Source organism: Desulfobacula toluolica Tol2 (assembly GCF_000307105.1).
GTDB lineage: Bacteria > Desulfobacterota > Desulfobacteria > Desulfobacterales > Desulfobacteraceae > Desulfobacula > Desulfobacula toluolica.
Window position 1 is genome coordinate 2,349,372 of record NC_018645.1, and the last position, 17,131, is coordinate 2,366,502.

General features: G+C 41.3%; 16 protein-coding genes. 9 read left to right on the forward strand and 7 right to left on the reverse strand.

The window, feature by feature from the left end; all coding sequences use genetic code 11:
- Positions 1-52 precede the first annotated feature (52 nt).
- A complete protein-coding gene (locus TOL2_RS10775) occupies positions 53-1,354 on the reverse strand; it encodes a two-component system sensor histidine kinase NtrB (RefSeq protein ID WP_014957500.1) in 1,302 nt (433 codons plus the stop codon).
- Positions 1,355-1,358: 4 nt separating this feature from the next.
- Complete coding sequence (locus TOL2_RS10780) at positions 1,359-2,570, reverse strand: type II secretion system F family protein (RefSeq protein WP_014957501.1); 1,212 nt, start codon at positions 2,568-2,570, stop codon at positions 1,359-1,361.
- 152 nt (positions 2,571-2,722) lie between these two features.
- Here TOL2_RS10780 and TOL2_RS10785 point away from each other — a divergent pair, with 152 nt between their 5' ends.
- Both TOL2_RS10785 and trpS read left to right on the forward strand, forming a co-directional pair.
- Entirely contained in the window at positions 2,723-5,404 is a 2,682-nt protein-coding gene (locus TOL2_RS10785) for a CBS domain-containing protein (protein WP_014957502.1), read from the forward strand.
- A gap of 54 nt (positions 5,405-5,458) precedes the next feature.
- Positions 5,459-6,469 (forward strand): tryptophan--tRNA ligase, encoded by a 1,011-nt coding sequence (gene trpS / locus TOL2_RS10790; protein ID WP_014957503.1) that lies wholly within the window; start codon positions 5,459-5,461, stop codon positions 6,467-6,469.
- Here trpS and TOL2_RS10795 read toward each other — a convergent pair.
- The 3 genes from TOL2_RS10795 to TOL2_RS10805 form a co-directional block, all read right to left on the reverse strand.
- Entirely contained in the window at positions 6,458-7,150 is a 693-nt protein-coding gene (locus TOL2_RS10795) for a pseudouridine synthase (protein WP_014957504.1), read from the reverse strand. The genes trpS and TOL2_RS10795 overlap by 12 nt on opposite strands.
- Positions 7,151-7,152: 2 nt before the next feature.
- Positions 7,153-8,322 carry a bifunctional glutamate N-acetyltransferase/amino-acid acetyltransferase ArgJ gene (argJ, locus tag TOL2_RS10800; RefSeq protein ID WP_014957505.1) on the reverse strand — a complete coding sequence of 390 codons (1,170 nt, stop codon included), beginning with the start codon at positions 8,320-8,322 and terminating at the stop codon, positions 7,153-7,155.
- Positions 8,323-8,857: 535 nt separating this feature from the next.
- Positions 8,858-9,931 carry an integron integrase gene (locus tag TOL2_RS10805; RefSeq protein WP_014957506.1) on the reverse strand — a complete coding sequence of 358 codons (1,074 nt, stop codon included), beginning with the start codon at positions 9,929-9,931 and terminating at the stop codon, positions 8,858-8,860.
- Between the two features lie 150 nt (positions 9,932-10,081).
- Here TOL2_RS10805 and TOL2_RS10810 point away from each other — a divergent pair, with 150 nt between their 5' ends.
- From TOL2_RS10810 to TOL2_RS23605, 3 genes are all read left to right on the forward strand, one after another.
- Positions 10,082-10,270: a type II toxin-antitoxin system HicA family toxin gene (locus TOL2_RS10810; RefSeq protein WP_041279425.1), complete on the forward strand. Its 189-nt coding sequence runs from the start codon at positions 10,082-10,084 to the stop codon at positions 10,268-10,270.
- Positions 10,271-10,272: 2 nt separating this feature from the next.
- Positions 10,273-10,674: a type II toxin-antitoxin system HicB family antitoxin gene (locus tag TOL2_RS10815; RefSeq protein ID WP_014957507.1), complete on the forward strand. Its 402-nt coding sequence runs from the start codon at positions 10,273-10,275 to the stop codon at positions 10,672-10,674.
- Between the two features lie 75 nt (positions 10,675-10,749).
- Positions 10,750-11,385, forward strand: coding sequence for a hypothetical protein (locus TOL2_RS23605; RefSeq protein ID WP_014957508.1), 636 nt, complete (start codon positions 10,750-10,752; stop codon positions 11,383-11,385).
- A gap of 91 nt (positions 11,386-11,476) precedes the next feature.
- Here TOL2_RS23605 and ltrA (TOL2_RS10825) read toward each other — a convergent pair whose 3' ends face one another.
- A complete protein-coding gene (gene ltrA, locus TOL2_RS10825) occupies positions 11,477-12,817 on the reverse strand; it encodes a group II intron reverse transcriptase/maturase (protein WP_014957509.1) in 1,341 nt (446 codons plus the stop codon).
- Positions 12,818-13,219: 402 nt separating this feature from the next.
- On the opposite strand from ltrA (TOL2_RS10825), the gene TOL2_RS10830 reads away from it, so the two are divergent.
- The gene (locus tag TOL2_RS10830; protein WP_014957532.1) at positions 13,220-13,411 is read left to right on the forward strand and encodes a hypothetical protein; all 192 of its coding nucleotides are present in this window, start codon (positions 13,220-13,222) and stop codon (positions 13,409-13,411) included.
- Here TOL2_RS10830 and ltrA (TOL2_RS10835) read toward each other — a convergent pair.
- Positions 13,408-14,748, reverse strand: coding sequence for a group II intron reverse transcriptase/maturase (gene ltrA / locus TOL2_RS10835; protein ID WP_014957509.1), 1,341 nt, complete (start codon positions 14,746-14,748; stop codon positions 13,408-13,410). The genes TOL2_RS10830 and ltrA (TOL2_RS10835) overlap by 4 nt on opposite strands.
- A 402-nt stretch (positions 14,749-15,150) precedes the next feature.
- On the opposite strand from ltrA (TOL2_RS10835), the gene TOL2_RS24870 reads away from it, so the two are divergent.
- The 3 genes from TOL2_RS24870 (at position 15,151) to TOL2_RS10855 (ending at position 16,881) form a co-directional block, all read left to right on the forward strand.
- Entirely contained in the window at positions 15,151-15,315 is a 165-nt protein-coding gene (locus TOL2_RS24870) for a hypothetical protein (RefSeq protein ID WP_158406100.1), read from the forward strand.
- A gap of 75 nt (positions 15,316-15,390) precedes the next feature.
- The gene (locus tag TOL2_RS10845; RefSeq protein WP_014957511.1) at positions 15,391-16,098 is read left to right on the forward strand and encodes a DUF3800 domain-containing protein; all 708 of its coding nucleotides are present in this window, start codon (positions 15,391-15,393) and stop codon (positions 16,096-16,098) included.
- Positions 16,099-16,551: 453 nt separating this feature from the next.
- A complete protein-coding gene (locus TOL2_RS10855; RefSeq protein WP_014957513.1) occupies positions 16,552-16,881 on the forward strand; it encodes a type II toxin-antitoxin system HicB family antitoxin in 330 nt (109 codons plus the stop codon).
- Positions 16,882-17,131: the final 250 nt, after the last annotated feature.

Genomic DNA, 17,131 nt, shown 5'->3' on the forward strand with positions numbered 1-17,131 from the left:
TAATAAAAGAAAGAATAAATAGCCTGTTTTGTATAAAATTGTCAAGATTTTGTTATTTGCCTTTTGAGGCAGCACCATTAAAAAAAATATTGAACGCCGTACCTTTTCCAGGTGTCGATTCAAAGTCAATCACACCATCGTAGGTATCAATCAGCCTGTGGATAATAGAAAGACCAAGACCGGTTCCATCTGGTTTTGTTGTATAAAAAGGATCAAAAATATGACGGCCGTCTTTTTGATTAATACCAATACCAGTATCTTCAATAACCAAATAAACCCTGTTGGTTATCGAAGCTCTGAGTTGAATTTTAATCTCTCCTTGACCGTTTATGGATTGCGCGGCATTTTTTAATAAATTCCATAGAATCTGGGTAAAATGCAATGGATCGATAAACACACTGGCATCTTTATTCAACCTCATAGTAAGTTTGATTTTTTCATTTCGTTCAGGATCATTTAAAAAAAGTGCAACCGTTTCTTCAATTAATTGTGCCATTTTAATCACACAGGCATTGTCTGTACGTGGATTTGCAAACAAACGAATATTATTGACAATATTTTTAAGCCGATCTGTTTCCCGTAAAATTATCTGCATCAGTTTGTCTTCATAAGAACCGGGTTTTGTATCTTCCTGAAGCAATTGAATGGATCCTGATAAAGACGCTAAAGGATTTTTGATCTCATGAGCTATGCCTGAAATCATTTCATCCATGGCAGCCATTTTTTCAACCCGTTTCAAGTGTTCCCTTACCATTTTTAAATCCTGTTTAGCTCCTTTTAACTGACGCGCCAAAAGGCCGCTTAAGATTGCAACAGCAAAACAAGCCATGATTATGATGATAATTCTATAAATAATGTAACTTTCATCAATCGTACCGGAAAGATACAACTGCCCCGAAAATGGCTTGATGATTTTATAGTATTCCAGTTCAACCAATATGCCATATTGAAGACATGAAATGGTGGCAATAATCAAACTGCCTTTTTGAAGCAGTAACATGGAAGTGTAGATAATAACAACCAGGTAAAGAAAGGTGAAAATACTGTCATAACTGCCGGTAACAAAAATAATGGCAGTGACGATAAACGTATCCGTAATTGTTTGAAAATACGCCAGAAAAAGTTTGTTTTTGAATTTATTTAACCAGATAAGATAAAGGATTGAAAGAACCAGAATGGCTGCTGCAATATTATATAAGGTTAAAAACGGCTGTGAAAAAAAAGACAAGTGTTCTCCTGATGAAAAAACAAGGCAGGAGACAATCAAAACAACGGTAAAAATGACTCTTGACAGAATGATCCATTTGATTTGAAGAAATAAATTTGTCGATTCTTTAACAGAATTGTCTTTCATATTTCTATGAAATTGCACCCGCCATGGTAAAAATAGGCAGATACATTGAAATAACAAGTCCGCCAATCACCACTCCAAGAAAAACGAGCATAAATGGCTCTATCATATCCGTCAGATTTTTAACGGCCTGGTCCACTTCATCATCGTAAAAATCAGCAATTTTTTCCATCATTGTATCCAGCGCACCTGTTGATTCTCCAACAGCGATCATTGAACAGACCATGGAAGGAAAAACACCGGATTCAAGCAATGGGTCAGCCATTGACCGGCCTTCTGCAATTCCTGCTTTAACGTCCTGGATTGCAAATTCCACGATTTTATTTCCGGATGTTTTGGCCACAATTTCAAGTACCTCAAGAATTGATACCCCGCTTGAAAGCATTGTACTGGTCGTTCTGGTAAATTTTGCCACAGCAACTTTGCGTATCAGAACACCAATGACAGGGAGTCTCAAAAACAGGTCATCCATTAAAATTCGGCCTTTCTTATTGGCATAGGTCCGTTTGAAAAGAAACAAGAAAGCAATTATTCCTCCAATGATATATCCGATATTGCCAATGACAAATTCACTCATGGCTATCACCAATAAAGTCGGTGCAGGTAATGTTGCACCAAAATCGGCAAACATGGCAGAAAAAACGGGAATCACAAACACCAGGATAACCGCAACAACTATAGCAGCTACAATAAGGGTGATAATCGGATAGGTCATAGCACCCTTGACCTGTCTCTTTAACTTGGCCATTTTTTCCATATAGGCAGACAGTCTCTTCAAAATAACATCAAGTATACCACCGGCCTCACCGGCTGCAACCATATTGATGAACAGCTCATTAAATACTTTTGGGAATTTTTTCAAAGCATCTGCAAAAGTTTCACCAGATTCAACAGAGCCTTTGATTTTTTTTAAGTTTTTTTTAAACGTTGGATTTTCCTGTTGTGACTGGAGAATATCAAGGCATTGAAGAAGCGGCAAACCGGCGTCAATCATTGTGGAAAACTGCCTGGAAAATATAATGACGTCACTTTCTTTAACTTTGGGTTGAAGAAATTCTATGTTTTCAAAAATATCTTTTGGTTTTTTTTTGACTCTGGTCGGGGTGATTTTTCGTCTTTTGAGGCTTTGTTCTACCTGTTTCGAAGTTTCCGCCTCCATTTCACCCTTGACTTTTCTTCCTTTGGGGTTTTTTCCCTTCCATTCAAATACAGTCGTCATCATCAATCCTTAATTATCATGTTTCAAATCAAGATTACCTTTATAAACTTAAAATATACCAAAATTTAAATGTATCAGGATCAGATCATTTGTAAAATCAAAATAGATATACTATATAAATTTTATTAATTGATTACAACAGGAGTTATTTTTTGAGCAAAAAAAACAAAACCATTACAGCAGAAACGATTATCACAAGTCATATTAATGCGGATTTTGATGCCATCGCTTCAATGCTGGCGGCTCAAAAATTGTATCCAAATTCAATTATTGTTTTTCCAGGTTCCCAGGAAAAAAATTTACGGGACTTTTTTATCAGTTCCACAAGTTACCTGTTTAACATGGCAGACCCAGGTTCCATTGATTTTTCTCAAACCTTGAGGCTTGTAATTGTTGATACAAGACAAACAAGCAGACTGCCCCAGGTATCTGATTTGCTAAGAAAAAAAGATATTAAAATAGATATCTATGATCACCATCCCGCCATGGAAGGCGATTTAAAAGGTTCTGTGGAAATCACCCGGCAAACAGGTGCAACAATAACCATATTATGTTCACTATTACAGGAAAAAAAATTTTTCCCCACCCCTGAAGAAGCAACAATTATGGCCTTGGGAATATATGAGGATACCGGATTGTTTACCTACTCTTCAACAACCAGAGAAGATTTTGAACAGGCAGCCTTTCTTTTATCATGTGGCGCAAGCCTCAGTACAATTGCCGGTTTTGTGGTCAAGGAGATCAAATCCGAACAGGTGACATGGTTAAATGAATTGTTAAATGAAATGACTATTCACAGGATAAACGGGGTTGATATCCATATGTCCGTCATTTCTTCTTCTTCATACATTACAGATCTGGCGACAATTGTTCAAAAAATTGTCAGGATGGAGAACCTTGATATATTCTTTGCTATTGTTTTAATGGGCAATAAAATACATATCATTGCAAGGAATTTGATTCCCGAAGTTGATGTCGGAAAAATACTTTCGGAATTTGGTGGAGGCGGTCATCCTTCTGCAGCTTCTGCAAAAGTTGAAAACCGCACCCTGGCACAGGTTGAAATGATGCTCATCGAACGTCTTCAAAAACAAGTAAAGCAGATTCAAATTGTAAAAAATATGATGACCTCGCCTGCCATAACCATTGAACCTCTTGTTACCTGTAAAACAGCCGGCAGCCTGATGACACGATACAACATCAACACTCTTCTGGTTGTAGATAAACAAAAAAATTATTATGAAGGATATATTACCCGGCAGATCATAGAAAAAATATTATATCATAAGCTGTCCCATCTCCCGGTAAAAGAGTATATGAACTCCGAAGTCAGCTCTATTTCTTCCGATGCCGATGTCTCCCAAATTGAAAATATTATTGTTGAAGGAAAGCACAGGATTCTCCCTGTTATCGACGATGGATTTATTAAAGGGGTCATTACCCGGACGGATCTGTTAAACTACCTGGTTCAGCACAGCAAAGAAATCAAAAGGAATGAAACCGAACTGGGGATAAAGAAAAATGCCAAGAAAAGACAGATTGAAAATATTTTGTATCAACGACTGGACAACCGTATAAAACAACTTTTACAAAATATCGGTAAAACCGGCAATGAACTTGGGTTCAATATGTTTGTTGTCGGAGGCTTTGTCAGGGATCTGTTGTTGAGCAGACAAATTGATGATATAGATATTGTCGTTGAAGGAGATGGTATTGAATTTGCCAAAACATATGCAAAAAAAGAAGGCTGCAGAATCAATACCTATAAAAAATTTGGTACGGCCGTCATTATTTATCCGGATAATTTTAAAATTGATGTTGCCTCTGCCAGGCTGGAATATTATAAAACACCGGCAGCATTGCCCATTGTAGAGAAAAGCTCCATAAAACTTGACCTTGCACGAAGAGATTTTACCATAAATACCCTGGCCATAAGTCTCAACCCTGATAATTTCGGGACAATGATCGACTATTTCGGTGCCAACAGGGATCTGAAAGATAAAACCATAAGAACCATACACAATTTGAGCTTTGTTGAAGACCCCACCCGTATTTTCAGGGCTATTAAATTTTCAAACCGGTTTGGGTTTAAAATAGGGAAAGTCACATCAAATTTAATTAAAAATGCAATTACCATTGATTGCTTTAAAAATTTAAGCGGTCTTCGGGTATTATCCGAATTAAAGCAGATCTTTGAAGAGGAAAACCCGATTCCCGCCATTAAAACTATGGAAAGCTACGGTCTTGAAAAGGTTCTTCATAAAGACCTGACCCTTATCCCAAATACATATCAACTGCTGGAGTCGGTGAATAAAATACTGTCCTGGCATGATCTTCTTTATATGGATGAACCATATCCAAGATGGGCGGTTTATTTTATGGCGATGTTGAACCGGTGTTCGTATAAAGTATGTGAACAAATATGCACACGGCTCAACGTACCGTTAAGAGAACGCGGCATTCTTCTGGAAAAAAGATATAAGGCTGAAAAGCAGCTCAATCTTATAGAAAGCTCATCAACTTATACGAAACAGGAGTTGTACTGGACTCTCATTAATTTTAAGACAGAATACATTTTATATATGATGGCTCTGGTAAAAGATGAAGAAATAAAAAAAGCCATCTCAAATTTTTATACGCATCAAAGAGGAATAAAACCTTATATAAAGGGCAGGGATTTATTGAAACTCGGTTTACAACCCGGCCCTGTTTTCAGTGCCATAATCAAACAGGTATTAAATGCCAAACTGGACGGGCAATTAAAAACAAGAAAAGAAGAAATCCAGTTTGCTGCAGCATATGCTGAAAAAACAAATTTATTGATTAAATCATGACTTTTTGTTACTTCCCTTTCAATTTAAAATAATTTATTTCAGGAATAATTAAACATGAAAAATGCAGATTTTTTAACCGGGATCACACCCAGCGGAACCCCACACCTCGGTAATTATGTCGGTGCCATACGGCCGGCTGTTGAAACCAGTAAAAACAAGGATCTTGAATCCTATTATTTTCTTGCTGATTACCATTCTTTGATAAAAAATTATGACCCGAAATTGAGAAAACAATCCGCACTTGAAATTGCAGCTGCATGGATCGCCCTGGGCCTGGATTATAACCATTGTGTTTTCTACCGGCAGTCAGATATTCCTGAAATACCTGAATTGACCTGGATTCTCACCAGCCTTACCGCCAAGGGATTAATGAACAGGGCCCATGCATATAAGGCTGCGGTTGCAGAAAACGAAGAACAAGGTAATAAAGACCCGGATAAAGGCATTACCATGGGACTTTTTTCATATCCGGTTCTCATGGCTGCCGACATCCTCATGTTTAATGCTAAAAAAGTACCCGTGGGCAAAGACCAGGTCCAGCATCTTGAAATGACAAGAGATATTGCTGCCAGATTTAACCATGTTTATAAAAAACTGTTTATCCTTCCCGAAGTGGTCGTGGATGAAACATCCTCGGTTCTCTCAGGTCTTGACGGCCGCAAGATGAGTAAAAGCTATAACAATTATATTCCGCTGTTTGATACGCAAAAACGACTTAGAAAAATGATCATGAAAATTCAAACCAATTCCCTGGGTCCGGATGAGCCCAAAGATCCGGATACCTGCACCCTTTTTTCAATCTATAAGGCATTTGCATCTGAATCCGAGACCCTTGAAATGTCAGAACGCTACAGAAGGGGAATCGCATGGGGAACCATGAAACAGGACTTGTTCGAATATATTGACAATATCTTAACAGAGCCAAGAAAGCATTATGAAGAACTGATAAAAAATCCATCTGATATTGATGCCATACTTAAAAAGGGTGCAATGAAAGCAAGAGAATTTTCCGTTCCCTTTCTTGAAAAAATAAGAACGGCCATAGGAATTGAGTCACTGGGTTAAATGTTTTATTTCTTTTGGGGTCAAGTAGCGCCATTTTCCTTCTTTTAAATTTCCAAGGTTGATATTTGCCATGCGGATTCGCTGTAAAATATCAACCTTGTTTCCGGTTTTGCCTACCATTTTTCTTATCTGACGGTTTCTTCCCTGTTTCAAAACAATACGGAATTTATTTTTTGAAAGACGCTTAACCGTTGCTTTCCTGGTTTTAATTTTATCAATCACCATCCCCTGGGCCATGTGGGTTAAGTCAGCATCGGATATGGGTTGGCCAGTGGTGACAACATATTCTTTTTCATGATTATAAGACGGATGGGATAATTTATTGTGAAGGTCTCCGTCATTGGTGAGCAGCACCAATCCCTTGGAATCTTTATCCAGCCTACCCACAGGATAGACCCGCTCATCAATATTGATCAAATCAAGAATGATTTTTGTTTTCTGCTGTGAACAGGATGTAACAACTCCTTCAGGTTTGTTCACAGCAATATAAATTTTTGAAACATTCTGTTTTAAAAACACTTTTTTATTGTCAAAAAACACTTGGTCTTGTTCAGGATCAATTTTTGTTCCAAGTTCTGTGACCACCTGATGGTTTACTTTTACATAGCCCTGTAATATGTATTCTTCAGCTTTTCTCCTGGAACAAACCCCTGCATGGGCCAGATATTTTTGAAGCCGCATGGTTAAGACCTGTAATCTGCGTTAATTTTTACATAATTTTCACTAAAGTCGCAAAACAGGAAACTGTCGGTCTCTTGCCCGAGATTCAGATCCAGGGTAATTGTAATTTCACTGTTTTTCATGATTTGAGAGGTCTTTTTTTCAGCTTCGGTTCCCTGCCAGTCGCCCTTTAGAACCAGGGCCTGGTCATCAAAATAAAGATCAATTTTTTCAGGAACAACATGGGCACCGGAACGGCCGACCGCAGCAGTGATCCTTCCCCAGTTGGGATCTTCACCGTAAATCGCCGTCTTGACCAGATTGGAATGGGCAATGGCTTCAGCAGCCTTGAATGCATCCTTTTTTGTCTGGGCACCTTTAATAATGATCTGGGCAAGCTTGGTGGCACCCTCCCCGTCTTTGACCACCATTTTGGCAAGTTCAAAACAGACGTCATCCAACATGTCCTGAAAGATTTTTTTAGACCCGGCATCATTTATTTGTGCTTCTGAAGTACCGCTTGCCATGGCCATCAGTGTATCATTGGTGCTGGTATCCCCATCAACGGTAATCCGGTTAAAAGATTTTTCATTGGCGGCACTCAGGCATTTGTTTAAATCATCTGCTGAAATATGGATATCCGTACAGATATACGCCAGCATGGTTGCCATATCAGGTCGGATCATACCGGATCCTTTTGCAATCCCCATGATTGAAAATTTTTTATTGTCTATTGTAGCGCTTCTATTCACAATTTTCCGGCAGGTGTCGGTTGTAAGGATGGCATCGGCAAACTGGTCCACATTATCTTCGGAAAGCTGTTGTACAACATCTGGAACACCGGTTTTAAATTTATCCATTGGCAAATTGGCACCAATCACACCGGTTGAAGACACCAACACATGATCTTCTTCAATATCAAGGCAATCTGCGACCATTTTTGAACAGGCACGGGCATCTTCAATTCCCTGGTTTCCCGTAAAGCAGTTGGCATTGCCGCTGTTTGCAAGGACTGCACGGCAGACACCGATTTTAATTTTTTCTTTTCCCAGAATTACCGGTGCGGCAATAACTTTATTCCGTGTAAACAAAGCTGCTGCAACAGAAGGTTTTTCACAATATATCAGCCCCAAGTCTTTTTGATCATTTTTTTTTATCCCGGCATGAATACCGGCAAATTTAAAGCCTTTCATAAAACTTACTCCTAAAAAACAAAAAAAAATTTAATCTGTATTATACGTTGAGGTTTGATTTGTGTAAATGCTTTAAGGCAAAGAAAAACCGATTCCTGGTGTTGTATTCCTACTTGTACAATTCATTTTTTTAAAAAAACTAGGGGTTTTTACCTATTGATTTTCTAAAAAACCCCTTATATAGTACAAAACTGTTTATTTGCTCTTTGATGTCGCTGACGGCGATTAAGTAATCGAAGGGGCGGAGCTGTATCTTCTATAAGTCTGCCCGCAACATTTTTTTAAAACACTAAATCATTCGGGTGTGTCCCACCTTTTACATAATATGATCGTCTCATTCAAAAAAGAAGGTTCAAAATCAGCCTGAAATCGAATTTTATGAAAATTTGATCGCTTTTTTACTCTTGGAGTGATGTATAGCAAGCATTTTTCCGGAATATAAGCCCTTTTTAACGAATTTATAAGAATTTTAAGATTGGTCTGATTTTTGCTAATGTAAAAGCTGGGACACACCCAATCATTCACAAGTTGGGTATTACAAATTCAGACCTTCAAGAGGGCTGATAATACGGGAAATATCCTTGTCCATCACATGGGTATACCGCTCTGTAGTCTTGACATCTGAATGGCCCATGATTTCCTGCAACACTCGGATGTTGATTCCGTTCTCCAGCATGGTGGTGGCCAAACTGTGGCGCAATGTATGGCAGGTGACACGTTTGTCAATGTCAGCCATTCCCGCTGCTCTTTTTACCGCCTTTTGAAGACCGGACTCCATGACGTGATGCCTTCTTTCCCGACCTGATCGGGGATCTATGGAGCGTTTTTTCGATGGAAAAACGTATTGCCACTGGGTTTCCATGGCAGCCTTTTTATATTTTCGGCCTAAAGCCTCTGGAATGTATACTTCACCGAATCCCTGCTCAAGATCGCATTGATGCAAAGCCTTGACATTTTTAATATGGGTTTGCAGTTCAGAAAGAATTGGGTCAGCCAGAATAGTACTTCGCCATTTGTTTCCCTTGCCGAGTATATGAATTCGCTTACGGTTAAAATCAAGATCCTTGATCCGCAGACGAACACATTCCATAAGCCGCAGCCCTGAACCATACAGGAGCTTGGCCATCAAAGCATGTGTTCCATTTATATGTCTGAATAGTCGGATAATTTCCTCTCTGCCGAGTACTGTAGGCAAGTTGAATTTTTTTTTTGAACGAACCGGCTGAATTTTTCCATCCAGGGGAAGGTCCAGTACATCTCGGTAAAGAAAAACAAGGGCGTTTAGGGCTTGACGCTGGGTTGAGGCCGATACTTTTTGCGTAAGCGTTAAATCAGACAGGAAACGCTCGATATCACGGGCATTAAGATCACGAGGATGTGTTTTAGCACCGAAAAAACGGACATAACGTAATATCCACTGAGTATAGGTTTGCTCGGTACGATATGCGTAATGGTGATACCTCAGGACCTCTCGGACCTGATCCATTAATTTTAATTTTGGATTTGGACGGAATTTTGATTTATTTTCCATGATGCTGCTGATAATAGCACAATAAGTGGAAAAAGAGCAGTTAAATATTTTAACAAGACATAATTTTCTATTTTTCATAGCCCAATATCGTGATAAGTGGAAAAATTTAACATCTATTACCGTCAATATTATGGAAAATTTCCACTTATTGACACTGTTCTCTCTTAACACGCGACTATCATTAAAAATATTGACATAAAACAATATGGTGTGTATCATACACATAATATGAACAACCGAGACATAATTCGAAGGTTAAAAAGCGATGGATGGATTCTCCATCATGCTAAAGGAGATCATCACCAATTTAAGCATCCAGCTAAAAAAGGGAAAGTAACCATTCCTCATCCTAAAAAGGATTTAGCTATTGGAACTTTACGAAATATTTATCGGCAAGCCGGGTGGGATTGGAGGTAACTATGAAATATTCCATCGTTATTCATAAAGACCCAGATTCAGATTATAGCATAACTATTCCTGATCTTCCGGGTTGTTACTCTGCAGGAGAGACTATCGAAGAAGCAATTAATATGGCACAGGAAGCAGCAGAGTGTCATATTGAAGGAATGCTTATTGATTCAGAACCTATTCCAACAACTACCGATATTGAAAAGCACAAAGATGATCCCAATTATAAAAATGGAACTTGGGCACTAATTGAGGTAGATATAAGTAAGCTCTCATTAAAATCGAAACGCATAAATATTACAATGCCTGAAAGATTACTAAGAACTGTTGATCAATATGCAAAAAAATATGGGTCCAGCAGATCAGGCCTACTGTCTCAAGCTATTACTGAATATATGGCTGCACACCAATAAACAAATCCTGAGAGAACAGGCGGGTGAACCGGACAGCAAGGGTCTCATTCTTTTTAAAGGTTGAAAAACTTTTAAATGATGTGCTTTCAATTAACTTTTTTGGAAACCCTTGCTGCCCGTTACCCAAGCGTTAGCTTATTTACCAATACCGTGAAAATACGACCAGACATTACAAATGCCCTTATTCATCTCACAGGAGATAGAAGCAGCAGTGCTGGTGGATTAACAGCTGAAAAAGCCCTGCACTCAATTCTATCTGAAGGGATTATTCGTGGAAGTGGTAATGAAGGCTTCATTAAAGGAACAAAACAAGCAGTATGTTTTACTGAAATGCCCCTCAGCTTTGTAAAATATTATATCAAAGAAGGATACTCAAAACATAAATACGATTATTTCGGCATAGCAATGTCAAAATCATCTGCATGGAGGGCAGGAGCAAGACCAGTAATTTATTTGCCTGATGATGAGGCTCATTGGATTCCAGATGATGAAAAATGGCGCCATGTTCAATTCGATTATGGAAATGTTGACTTTACCCATGAAAGGGAATGGCGTTTAATGGGAGACCTTGATTTAAAACATGGTGAATTTGGTTTTTATGTTATTGTTCCCGAAAGAGATCATGAGGCGAATATTTTAAAAATGAATTTACCAATACAAAATAAGATTATTGGTTTTTTGCACATGAACTATCTCAATGATTTAATTTAGCTATCGGGATAGGACCCCCCATCACTGAGGAGCCCTCCCACACCACCGGACATACGGATCGCGTATCCGGCGGTTCGGCTGATCAGGCAGATTAGTTCCCGGGCAGAAATAATCCAAGAGAAAGGAAATATTTGTTTGGCAGAGCCATGACAACCCATTTAACCCTGCTCATGCGCCAGTGTTTCTTGCGGGAATTTCCGCAAGTGACGGCATATTGAAACGGTATGCCTCGTTTAAGCAGGTTCCGGATTTTCGTTCCGGGATTTTTCCACTGTTTCCATACAACACATCTCAAGCGGCGGATAATCCAGCCGTTCAAGGACTTGAATATGTGTCTTGCTTCGGTGAGACAGTAATAATTCCACCATCCCCTGATGTACATATTCAATTTATCAATGATCTGGGGAAGACTTAGACCACAGTTCCGGTTTGTTAATTCTCGAACCCTTTCTTTGAAGCGCTCGATTGTTTTCCGGTGTATGCGGATCTTGGTCTTGCCGCACATACTGATAAATGTGTAGCCGAGAAATTTGTCCAGCCATGGTCGGCTGACCTTGCTTTTCTCTTCATTGACCTTGAGCCTGAGCTTTACGGTTATAAACCGTGTAACACTTTTCATAACACGTTCGGCCGCTTTCTTGCTCTTGAGATATATGACAAAGTCATCAGCGTATCTGACAAATTTATGCCCTCTTTTCTCCAACTCTTTATCCAGTTCATCCAAAACGATATTTGAGATCACTGGTGAAAGAGGGCCGCCTTGAGGAGTTCCTTCAGCGGCAGATACAACCACCCCGTCGATCATGACACCGGCTGTTAAGTAACTTCGGATAAGCTTGAGAACCCGCTTATCCTTTATTCTTTCAGCCAGACGGCTCATGAGGCGGTCATGGTTCACTCTGTCGAAAAATTTGGAAAGATCCATATTAACAGAGTGTGTATATCCTGAGAGCAGATAAACTTTGCCTTGGAGTATGGCATCATGCTGGGATCTTCCAGGTCTGAATCCATGACTGGACTCAGAAAAATGCGGGTCCCATATTTGCTGCAATATCTCGCTGACGGCTTGCTGGATCAAACGATCCAAAACTGTTGGAATGCCGAGCAGTCTTACTCCGCCATCGGGTTTAGGAATTTCTTTCCTTTTCACCGGTAATGGCTTGTAGTTTCCCTGCAGCAACTTTCCCTTAACTTTGGGCCAGTGGCGTCTGAGGTAACCCGGTAGTTGATCAACGGTCATGTTGTCGATTCCAGGTGCCCCTTTGTTGCTACGGACCCTTTTTAATGCTCTGAACATGTTTCCCCTTTCAAGGATAAACTCCATGAGTCGGGAACTTTCTGTCGGACTTTCGGTGATCTGTAACGCTGTGAACATTTCCATCTGCTGTGGCAATATGTCCATAAGTATACACCTCCTATTTGTCTCTATCATTTACCCGTACCATTCGGTCCGGGCACCGTTCGGGCCTTCACCGGGGTGAGTCCTCCGTGGAATTCACGGCTCGTTTTCCTGCGGCTACTATGCCCTCTGCTGACTTCTTCCATGCGGTCGGAGCAGGTTACCCTGCCCTCAGCCAATTTCTGCCGCACGCGGCATCCCAGGGCAGCATGGAAGATCTCCCGGGGTAAAACACACGTCTTTCAATACGTGGGTGCCGAGTATACGGACATTGCCTATAATGGATAGAGGACTTTACCTTGTGTTGCAGGCTCGTCCCGCAAATGCACGCCTAACTCGATTTCTGTACGTCACCCCGTACTTTTGTGCCACTCCGCCTCGGCGAAGCCACTGCCTTCCGGAGTACCGTCACCGGGACCCCGTTGTGATAACACTATGCCCTTCGCCTCCATCTGGCTGGGCTTGGGACTTGCCTTGACTTCCATAAAGGAAGATGCAGGCTCACCCTTAAGACGTGTGCCGTGCCCGGCACACATCGGGATAGGACCCCCCATCACTGAGGAGCCCTCCCACACCACCGGACATACGGATCGCGTATCCGGCGGTTCGGCTGATCAGGCAGATTAGTTCCCGGGCAGAAATAATCCAAGAGAAAGGAAATATTTGTTTGGCAGAGCCATGACAACCCATTTAACCCTGCTCATGCGCCAGTGTTTCTTGCGGGAATTTCCGCAAGTGACGGCATATTGAAACGGTATGCCTCGTTTAAGCAGGTTCCGGATTTTCGTTCCGGGATTTTTCCACTGTTTCCATACAACACATCTCAAGCGGCGGATAATCCAGCCGTTCAAGGACTTGAATATGTGTCTTGCTTCGGTGAGACAGTAATAATTCCACCATCCCCTGATGTACATATTCAATTTATCAATGATCTGGGGAAGACTTAGACCACAGTTCCGGTTTGTTAATTCTCGAACCCTTTCTTTGAAGCGCTCGATTGTTTTCCGGTGTATGCGGATCTTGGTCTTGCCGCACATACTGATAAATGTGTAGCCGAGAAATTTGTCCAGCCATGGTCGGCTGACCTTGCTTTTCTCTTCATTGACCTTGAGCCTGAGCTTTACGGTTATAAACCGTGTAACACTTTTCATAACACGTTCGGCCGCTTTCTTGCTCTTGAGATATATGACAAAGTCATCAGCGTATCTGACAAATTTATGCCCTCTTTTCTCCAACTCTTTATCCAGTTCATCCAAAACGATATTTGAGATCACTGGTGAAAGAGGGCCGCCTTGAGGAGTTCCTTCAGCGGCAGATACAACCACCCCGTCGATCATGACACCGGCTGTTAAGTAACTTCGGATAAGCTTGAGAACCCGCTTATCCTTTATTCTTTCAGCCAGACGGCTCATGAGGCGGTCATGGTTCACTCTGTCGAAAAATTTGGAAAGATCCATATTAACAGAGTGTGTATATCCTGAGAGCAGATAAACTTTGCCTTGGAGTATGGCATCATGCTGGGATCTTCCAGGTCTGAATCCATGACTGGACTCAGAAAAATGCGGGTCCCATATTTGCTGCAATATCTCGCTGACGGCTTGCTGGATCAAACGATCCAAAACTGTTGGAATGCCGAGCAGTCTTACTCCGCCATCGGGTTTAGGAATTTCTTTCCTTTTCACCGGTAATGGCTTGTAGTTTCCCTGCAGCAACTTTCCCTTAACTTTGGGCCAGTGGCGTCTGAGGTAACCCGGTAGTTGATCAACGGTCATGTTGTCGATTCCAGGTGCCCCTTTGTTGCTACGGACCCTTTTTAATGCTCTGAACATGTTTCCCCTTTCAAGGATAAACTCCATGAGTCGGGAACTTTCTGTCGGACTTTCGGTGATCTGTAACGCTGTGAACATTTCCATCTGCTGTGGCAATATGTCCATAAGTATACACCTCCTATTTGTCTCTATCATTTACCCGTACCATTCGGTCCGGGCACCGTTCGGGCCTTCACCGGGGTGAGTCCTCCGTGGAATTCACGGCTCGTTTTCCTGCGGCTACTATGCCCTCTGCTGACTTCTTCCATGCGGTCGGAGCAGGTTACCCTGCCCTCAGCCAATTTCTGCCGCACGCGGCATCCCAGGGCAGCATGGAAGATCTCCCGGGGTAAAACACACGTCTTTCAATACGTGGGTGCCGAGTATACGGACATTGCCTATAATGGATAGAGGACTTTACCTTGTGTTGCAGGCTCGTCCCGCAAATGCACGCCTAACTCGATTTCTGTACGTCACCCCGTACTTTTGTGCCACTCCGCCTCGGCGAAGCCACTGCCTTCCGGAGTACCGTCACCGGGACCCCGTTGTGATAACACTATGCCCTTCGCCTCCATCTGGCTGGGCTTGGGACTTGCCTTGACTTCCATAAAGGAAGATGCAGGCTCACCCTTAAGACGTGTGCCGTGCCCGGCACACAACAGGCGGGTGAACCGGACAGCAAGGGTCTCCTTCTTTTTAAAGGTTGAAAAAACTTTTGAATGATGTGCTTTCAATTAACTTTTTTGGAAACCCTTGCTGCCCGTTACCCAAGCGTTGGGCTGCAAGGCAATTATTAAAATGAAACTGATTTTTTTTGACGAAGCAAAGAATGATGACGGCTATCCTCACTACCACATTGGCGGTATTGGCATAGACGAAGAACACTTGGCTGAAGTTGAGGCGCGCATTAATGAAGTCGTTGAGGAGGCATTTGGCAGCTCGCGGTTAGAACGCGGCAATGAACTTCATGCTACCGAGATTTACCACCGGAAAAAAAACTTTAAAGATTGGGTAAATTTTAAACAGCGAGTGGCGCTCTTCGATAAACTGATGCAGATACTTTCAATGCCACAGTTGAACTTAATTGATGTTCAGATTAATGCAGGAAAGCTTTGGCAAAACCAAGTTCCTGACGAGGTTGCTTTCATGTTCTTTTGCGAGAGAGCCAACGACCTTTGCAAGGCTCAGTCTTGCCTGGGGATGTTGATCGGGGATCGGGAGAGCGACAGGGTAGCCGAACGATATGCTGGCAGTTTATCTGGTTATCGGGCTATTGGCACAGATTTCGCGTTTGGTAGAGACATCAAAAGCTTGGTTGATTCTGTACATTTCACCCACTCTCACCTTAGCCGCTTCTTGCAACTGGCGGATATCTATACTTGGCTTCTCCAGTTTCGCAACCGCAATCACGGTTCTGATAACTTTCGCCATCAAGCCATTTTCGATATCTGGGATAAAGAAGAGATCACTATTTATCCGTCAAAGTACAAAGAGTGGCCGAAGTAATGTTATGCCCAACAGGCGGGTGAACCGGACAGCAAGGGTCTCCTTCTTTTTAAAGGTTGAAAAACTTTTGAATGATATGCTTTCAATTAACTTTTTTGGAAACCCTTGCTGCCCGTTACCCAAGCGTTATCTTTTAGAACCGTATCCCAGTGATGAGGATCGACAAATTTTAAACTTGACATTGATATCAATAATAGTATCATTTACACATGAAAAGCATAGCTGGAAAACTGAAGCAGTTTAAAAACAGTCCGAAAGATGTCAAGTTTTCAGAATTATGCAAAGTTTGTGATTTTTACTTTGGTGACGCGAGACAATCAGGCTCAAGCCATAGAGTATACAAAACCCCTTGGAGAGGAGACCCTCGTGTTAATATCCAGAACTCTAAAGGAAAAGCAAAGGCCTACCAAGTCAAGCAAGTCCTAAAAGCCATTGAGCGTTTGGAGGTGGAGAATGGTAATAAAAAATGATCACTACACATACCGAGTAACTTGGTCAGCCGATGACGATGAGTATATTGGTCTGTGTGCAGAGTTTCCAAGTTTAAGCTGGTTGACTGAAACGCCTGAAGCCGCTTTGAAAGGTATCCGAAATTTAGTTGCCGATGTGGTAACGGATATGAAGAGGAATAAAGAAAAAATTCCTAAACCTATCGCTATTAAAAATTATAGCGGTAAATTTATGGTTCGTGTTCCGCCAGATGTTCATCGTACTCTTGCTATCAAAGCAGCAGAAGCTGGTGTAAGTCTAAATCGTCTTGCAAGTTCCAAATTAAGTCACTGACCCGAAAACATAACAATCTGATAAAAATAGAACTGATCAGATAACAAATAAAGGATTAGTAACCGTGCCGAGGCACGAGGCTCGGTACTAATCCTATGGTTCAAGAAGCCGCGGATCAATAGGGGGAAAGGTTAACGATTTGCTGGATGTGTTTATGACAAGATGTGATTAAAATATCAAAAGATGGCCTTTATCCTGATGTAAAAATCAAAATTCAGGTCGTTTTCAGCCCTTAAAACCCAGGTCAAAA

What these genes read in the sequence shown, in the direction of transcription:
- TOL2_RS10775 (WP_014957500.1), bottom strand. Translation starts at nt 1,354, where the DNA reads ATGAAAGACAATTCTGTTAAAGAATCGACAAATTTATTTCTTCAAATC.
- TOL2_RS10780 (WP_014957501.1), bottom strand. Translation starts at nt 2,570, where the DNA reads ATGACGACTGTATTTGAATGGAAGGGAAAAAACCCCAAAGGAAGAAAA.
- trpS (WP_014957503.1), top strand. Translation starts at nt 5,459, where the DNA reads ATGAAAAATGCAGATTTTTTAACCGGGATCACACCCAGCGGAACCCCA.
- TOL2_RS10795 (WP_014957504.1), bottom strand. Translation starts at nt 7,150, where the DNA reads ATGCGGCTTCAAAAATATCTGGCCCATGCAGGGGTTTGTTCCAGGAGA.
- argJ (WP_014957505.1), bottom strand. Translation starts at nt 8,322, where the DNA reads ATGAAAGGCTTTAAATTTGCCGGTATTCATGCCGGGATAAAAAAAAAT.
- TOL2_RS10805 (WP_014957506.1), bottom strand. Translation starts at nt 9,931, where the DNA reads ATGAAAAATAGAAAATTATGTCTTGTTAAAATATTTAACTGCTCTTTT.
- TOL2_RS10810 (WP_041279425.1), top strand. Translation starts at nt 10,082, where the DNA reads ATGAACAACCGAGACATAATTCGAAGGTTAAAAAGCGATGGATGGATT.
- TOL2_RS10815 (WP_014957507.1), top strand. Translation starts at nt 10,273, where the DNA reads ATGAAATATTCCATCGTTATTCATAAAGACCCAGATTCAGATTATAGC.
- TOL2_RS23605 (WP_014957508.1), top strand. Translation starts at nt 10,750, where the DNA reads ATGATGTGCTTTCAATTAACTTTTTTGGAAACCCTTGCTGCCCGTTAC.
- ltrA (WP_014957509.1), bottom strand. Translation starts at nt 12,817, where the DNA reads ATGATAGAGACAAATAGGAGGTGTATACTTATGGACATATTGCCACAG.
- TOL2_RS10830 (WP_014957532.1), top strand. Translation starts at nt 13,220, where the DNA reads ATGCCCTTCGCCTCCATCTGGCTGGGCTTGGGACTTGCCTTGACTTCC.
- ltrA (WP_014957509.1), bottom strand. Translation starts at nt 14,748, where the DNA reads ATGATAGAGACAAATAGGAGGTGTATACTTATGGACATATTGCCACAG.
- TOL2_RS24870 (WP_158406100.1), top strand. Translation starts at nt 15,151, where the DNA reads ATGCCCTTCGCCTCCATCTGGCTGGGCTTGGGACTTGCCTTGACTTCC.
- TOL2_RS10845 (WP_014957511.1), top strand. Translation starts at nt 15,391, where the DNA reads ATGAAACTGATTTTTTTTGACGAAGCAAAGAATGATGACGGCTATCCT.
- TOL2_RS10855 (WP_014957513.1), top strand. Translation starts at nt 16,552, where the DNA reads ATGGTAATAAAAAATGATCACTACACATACCGAGTAACTTGGTCAGCC.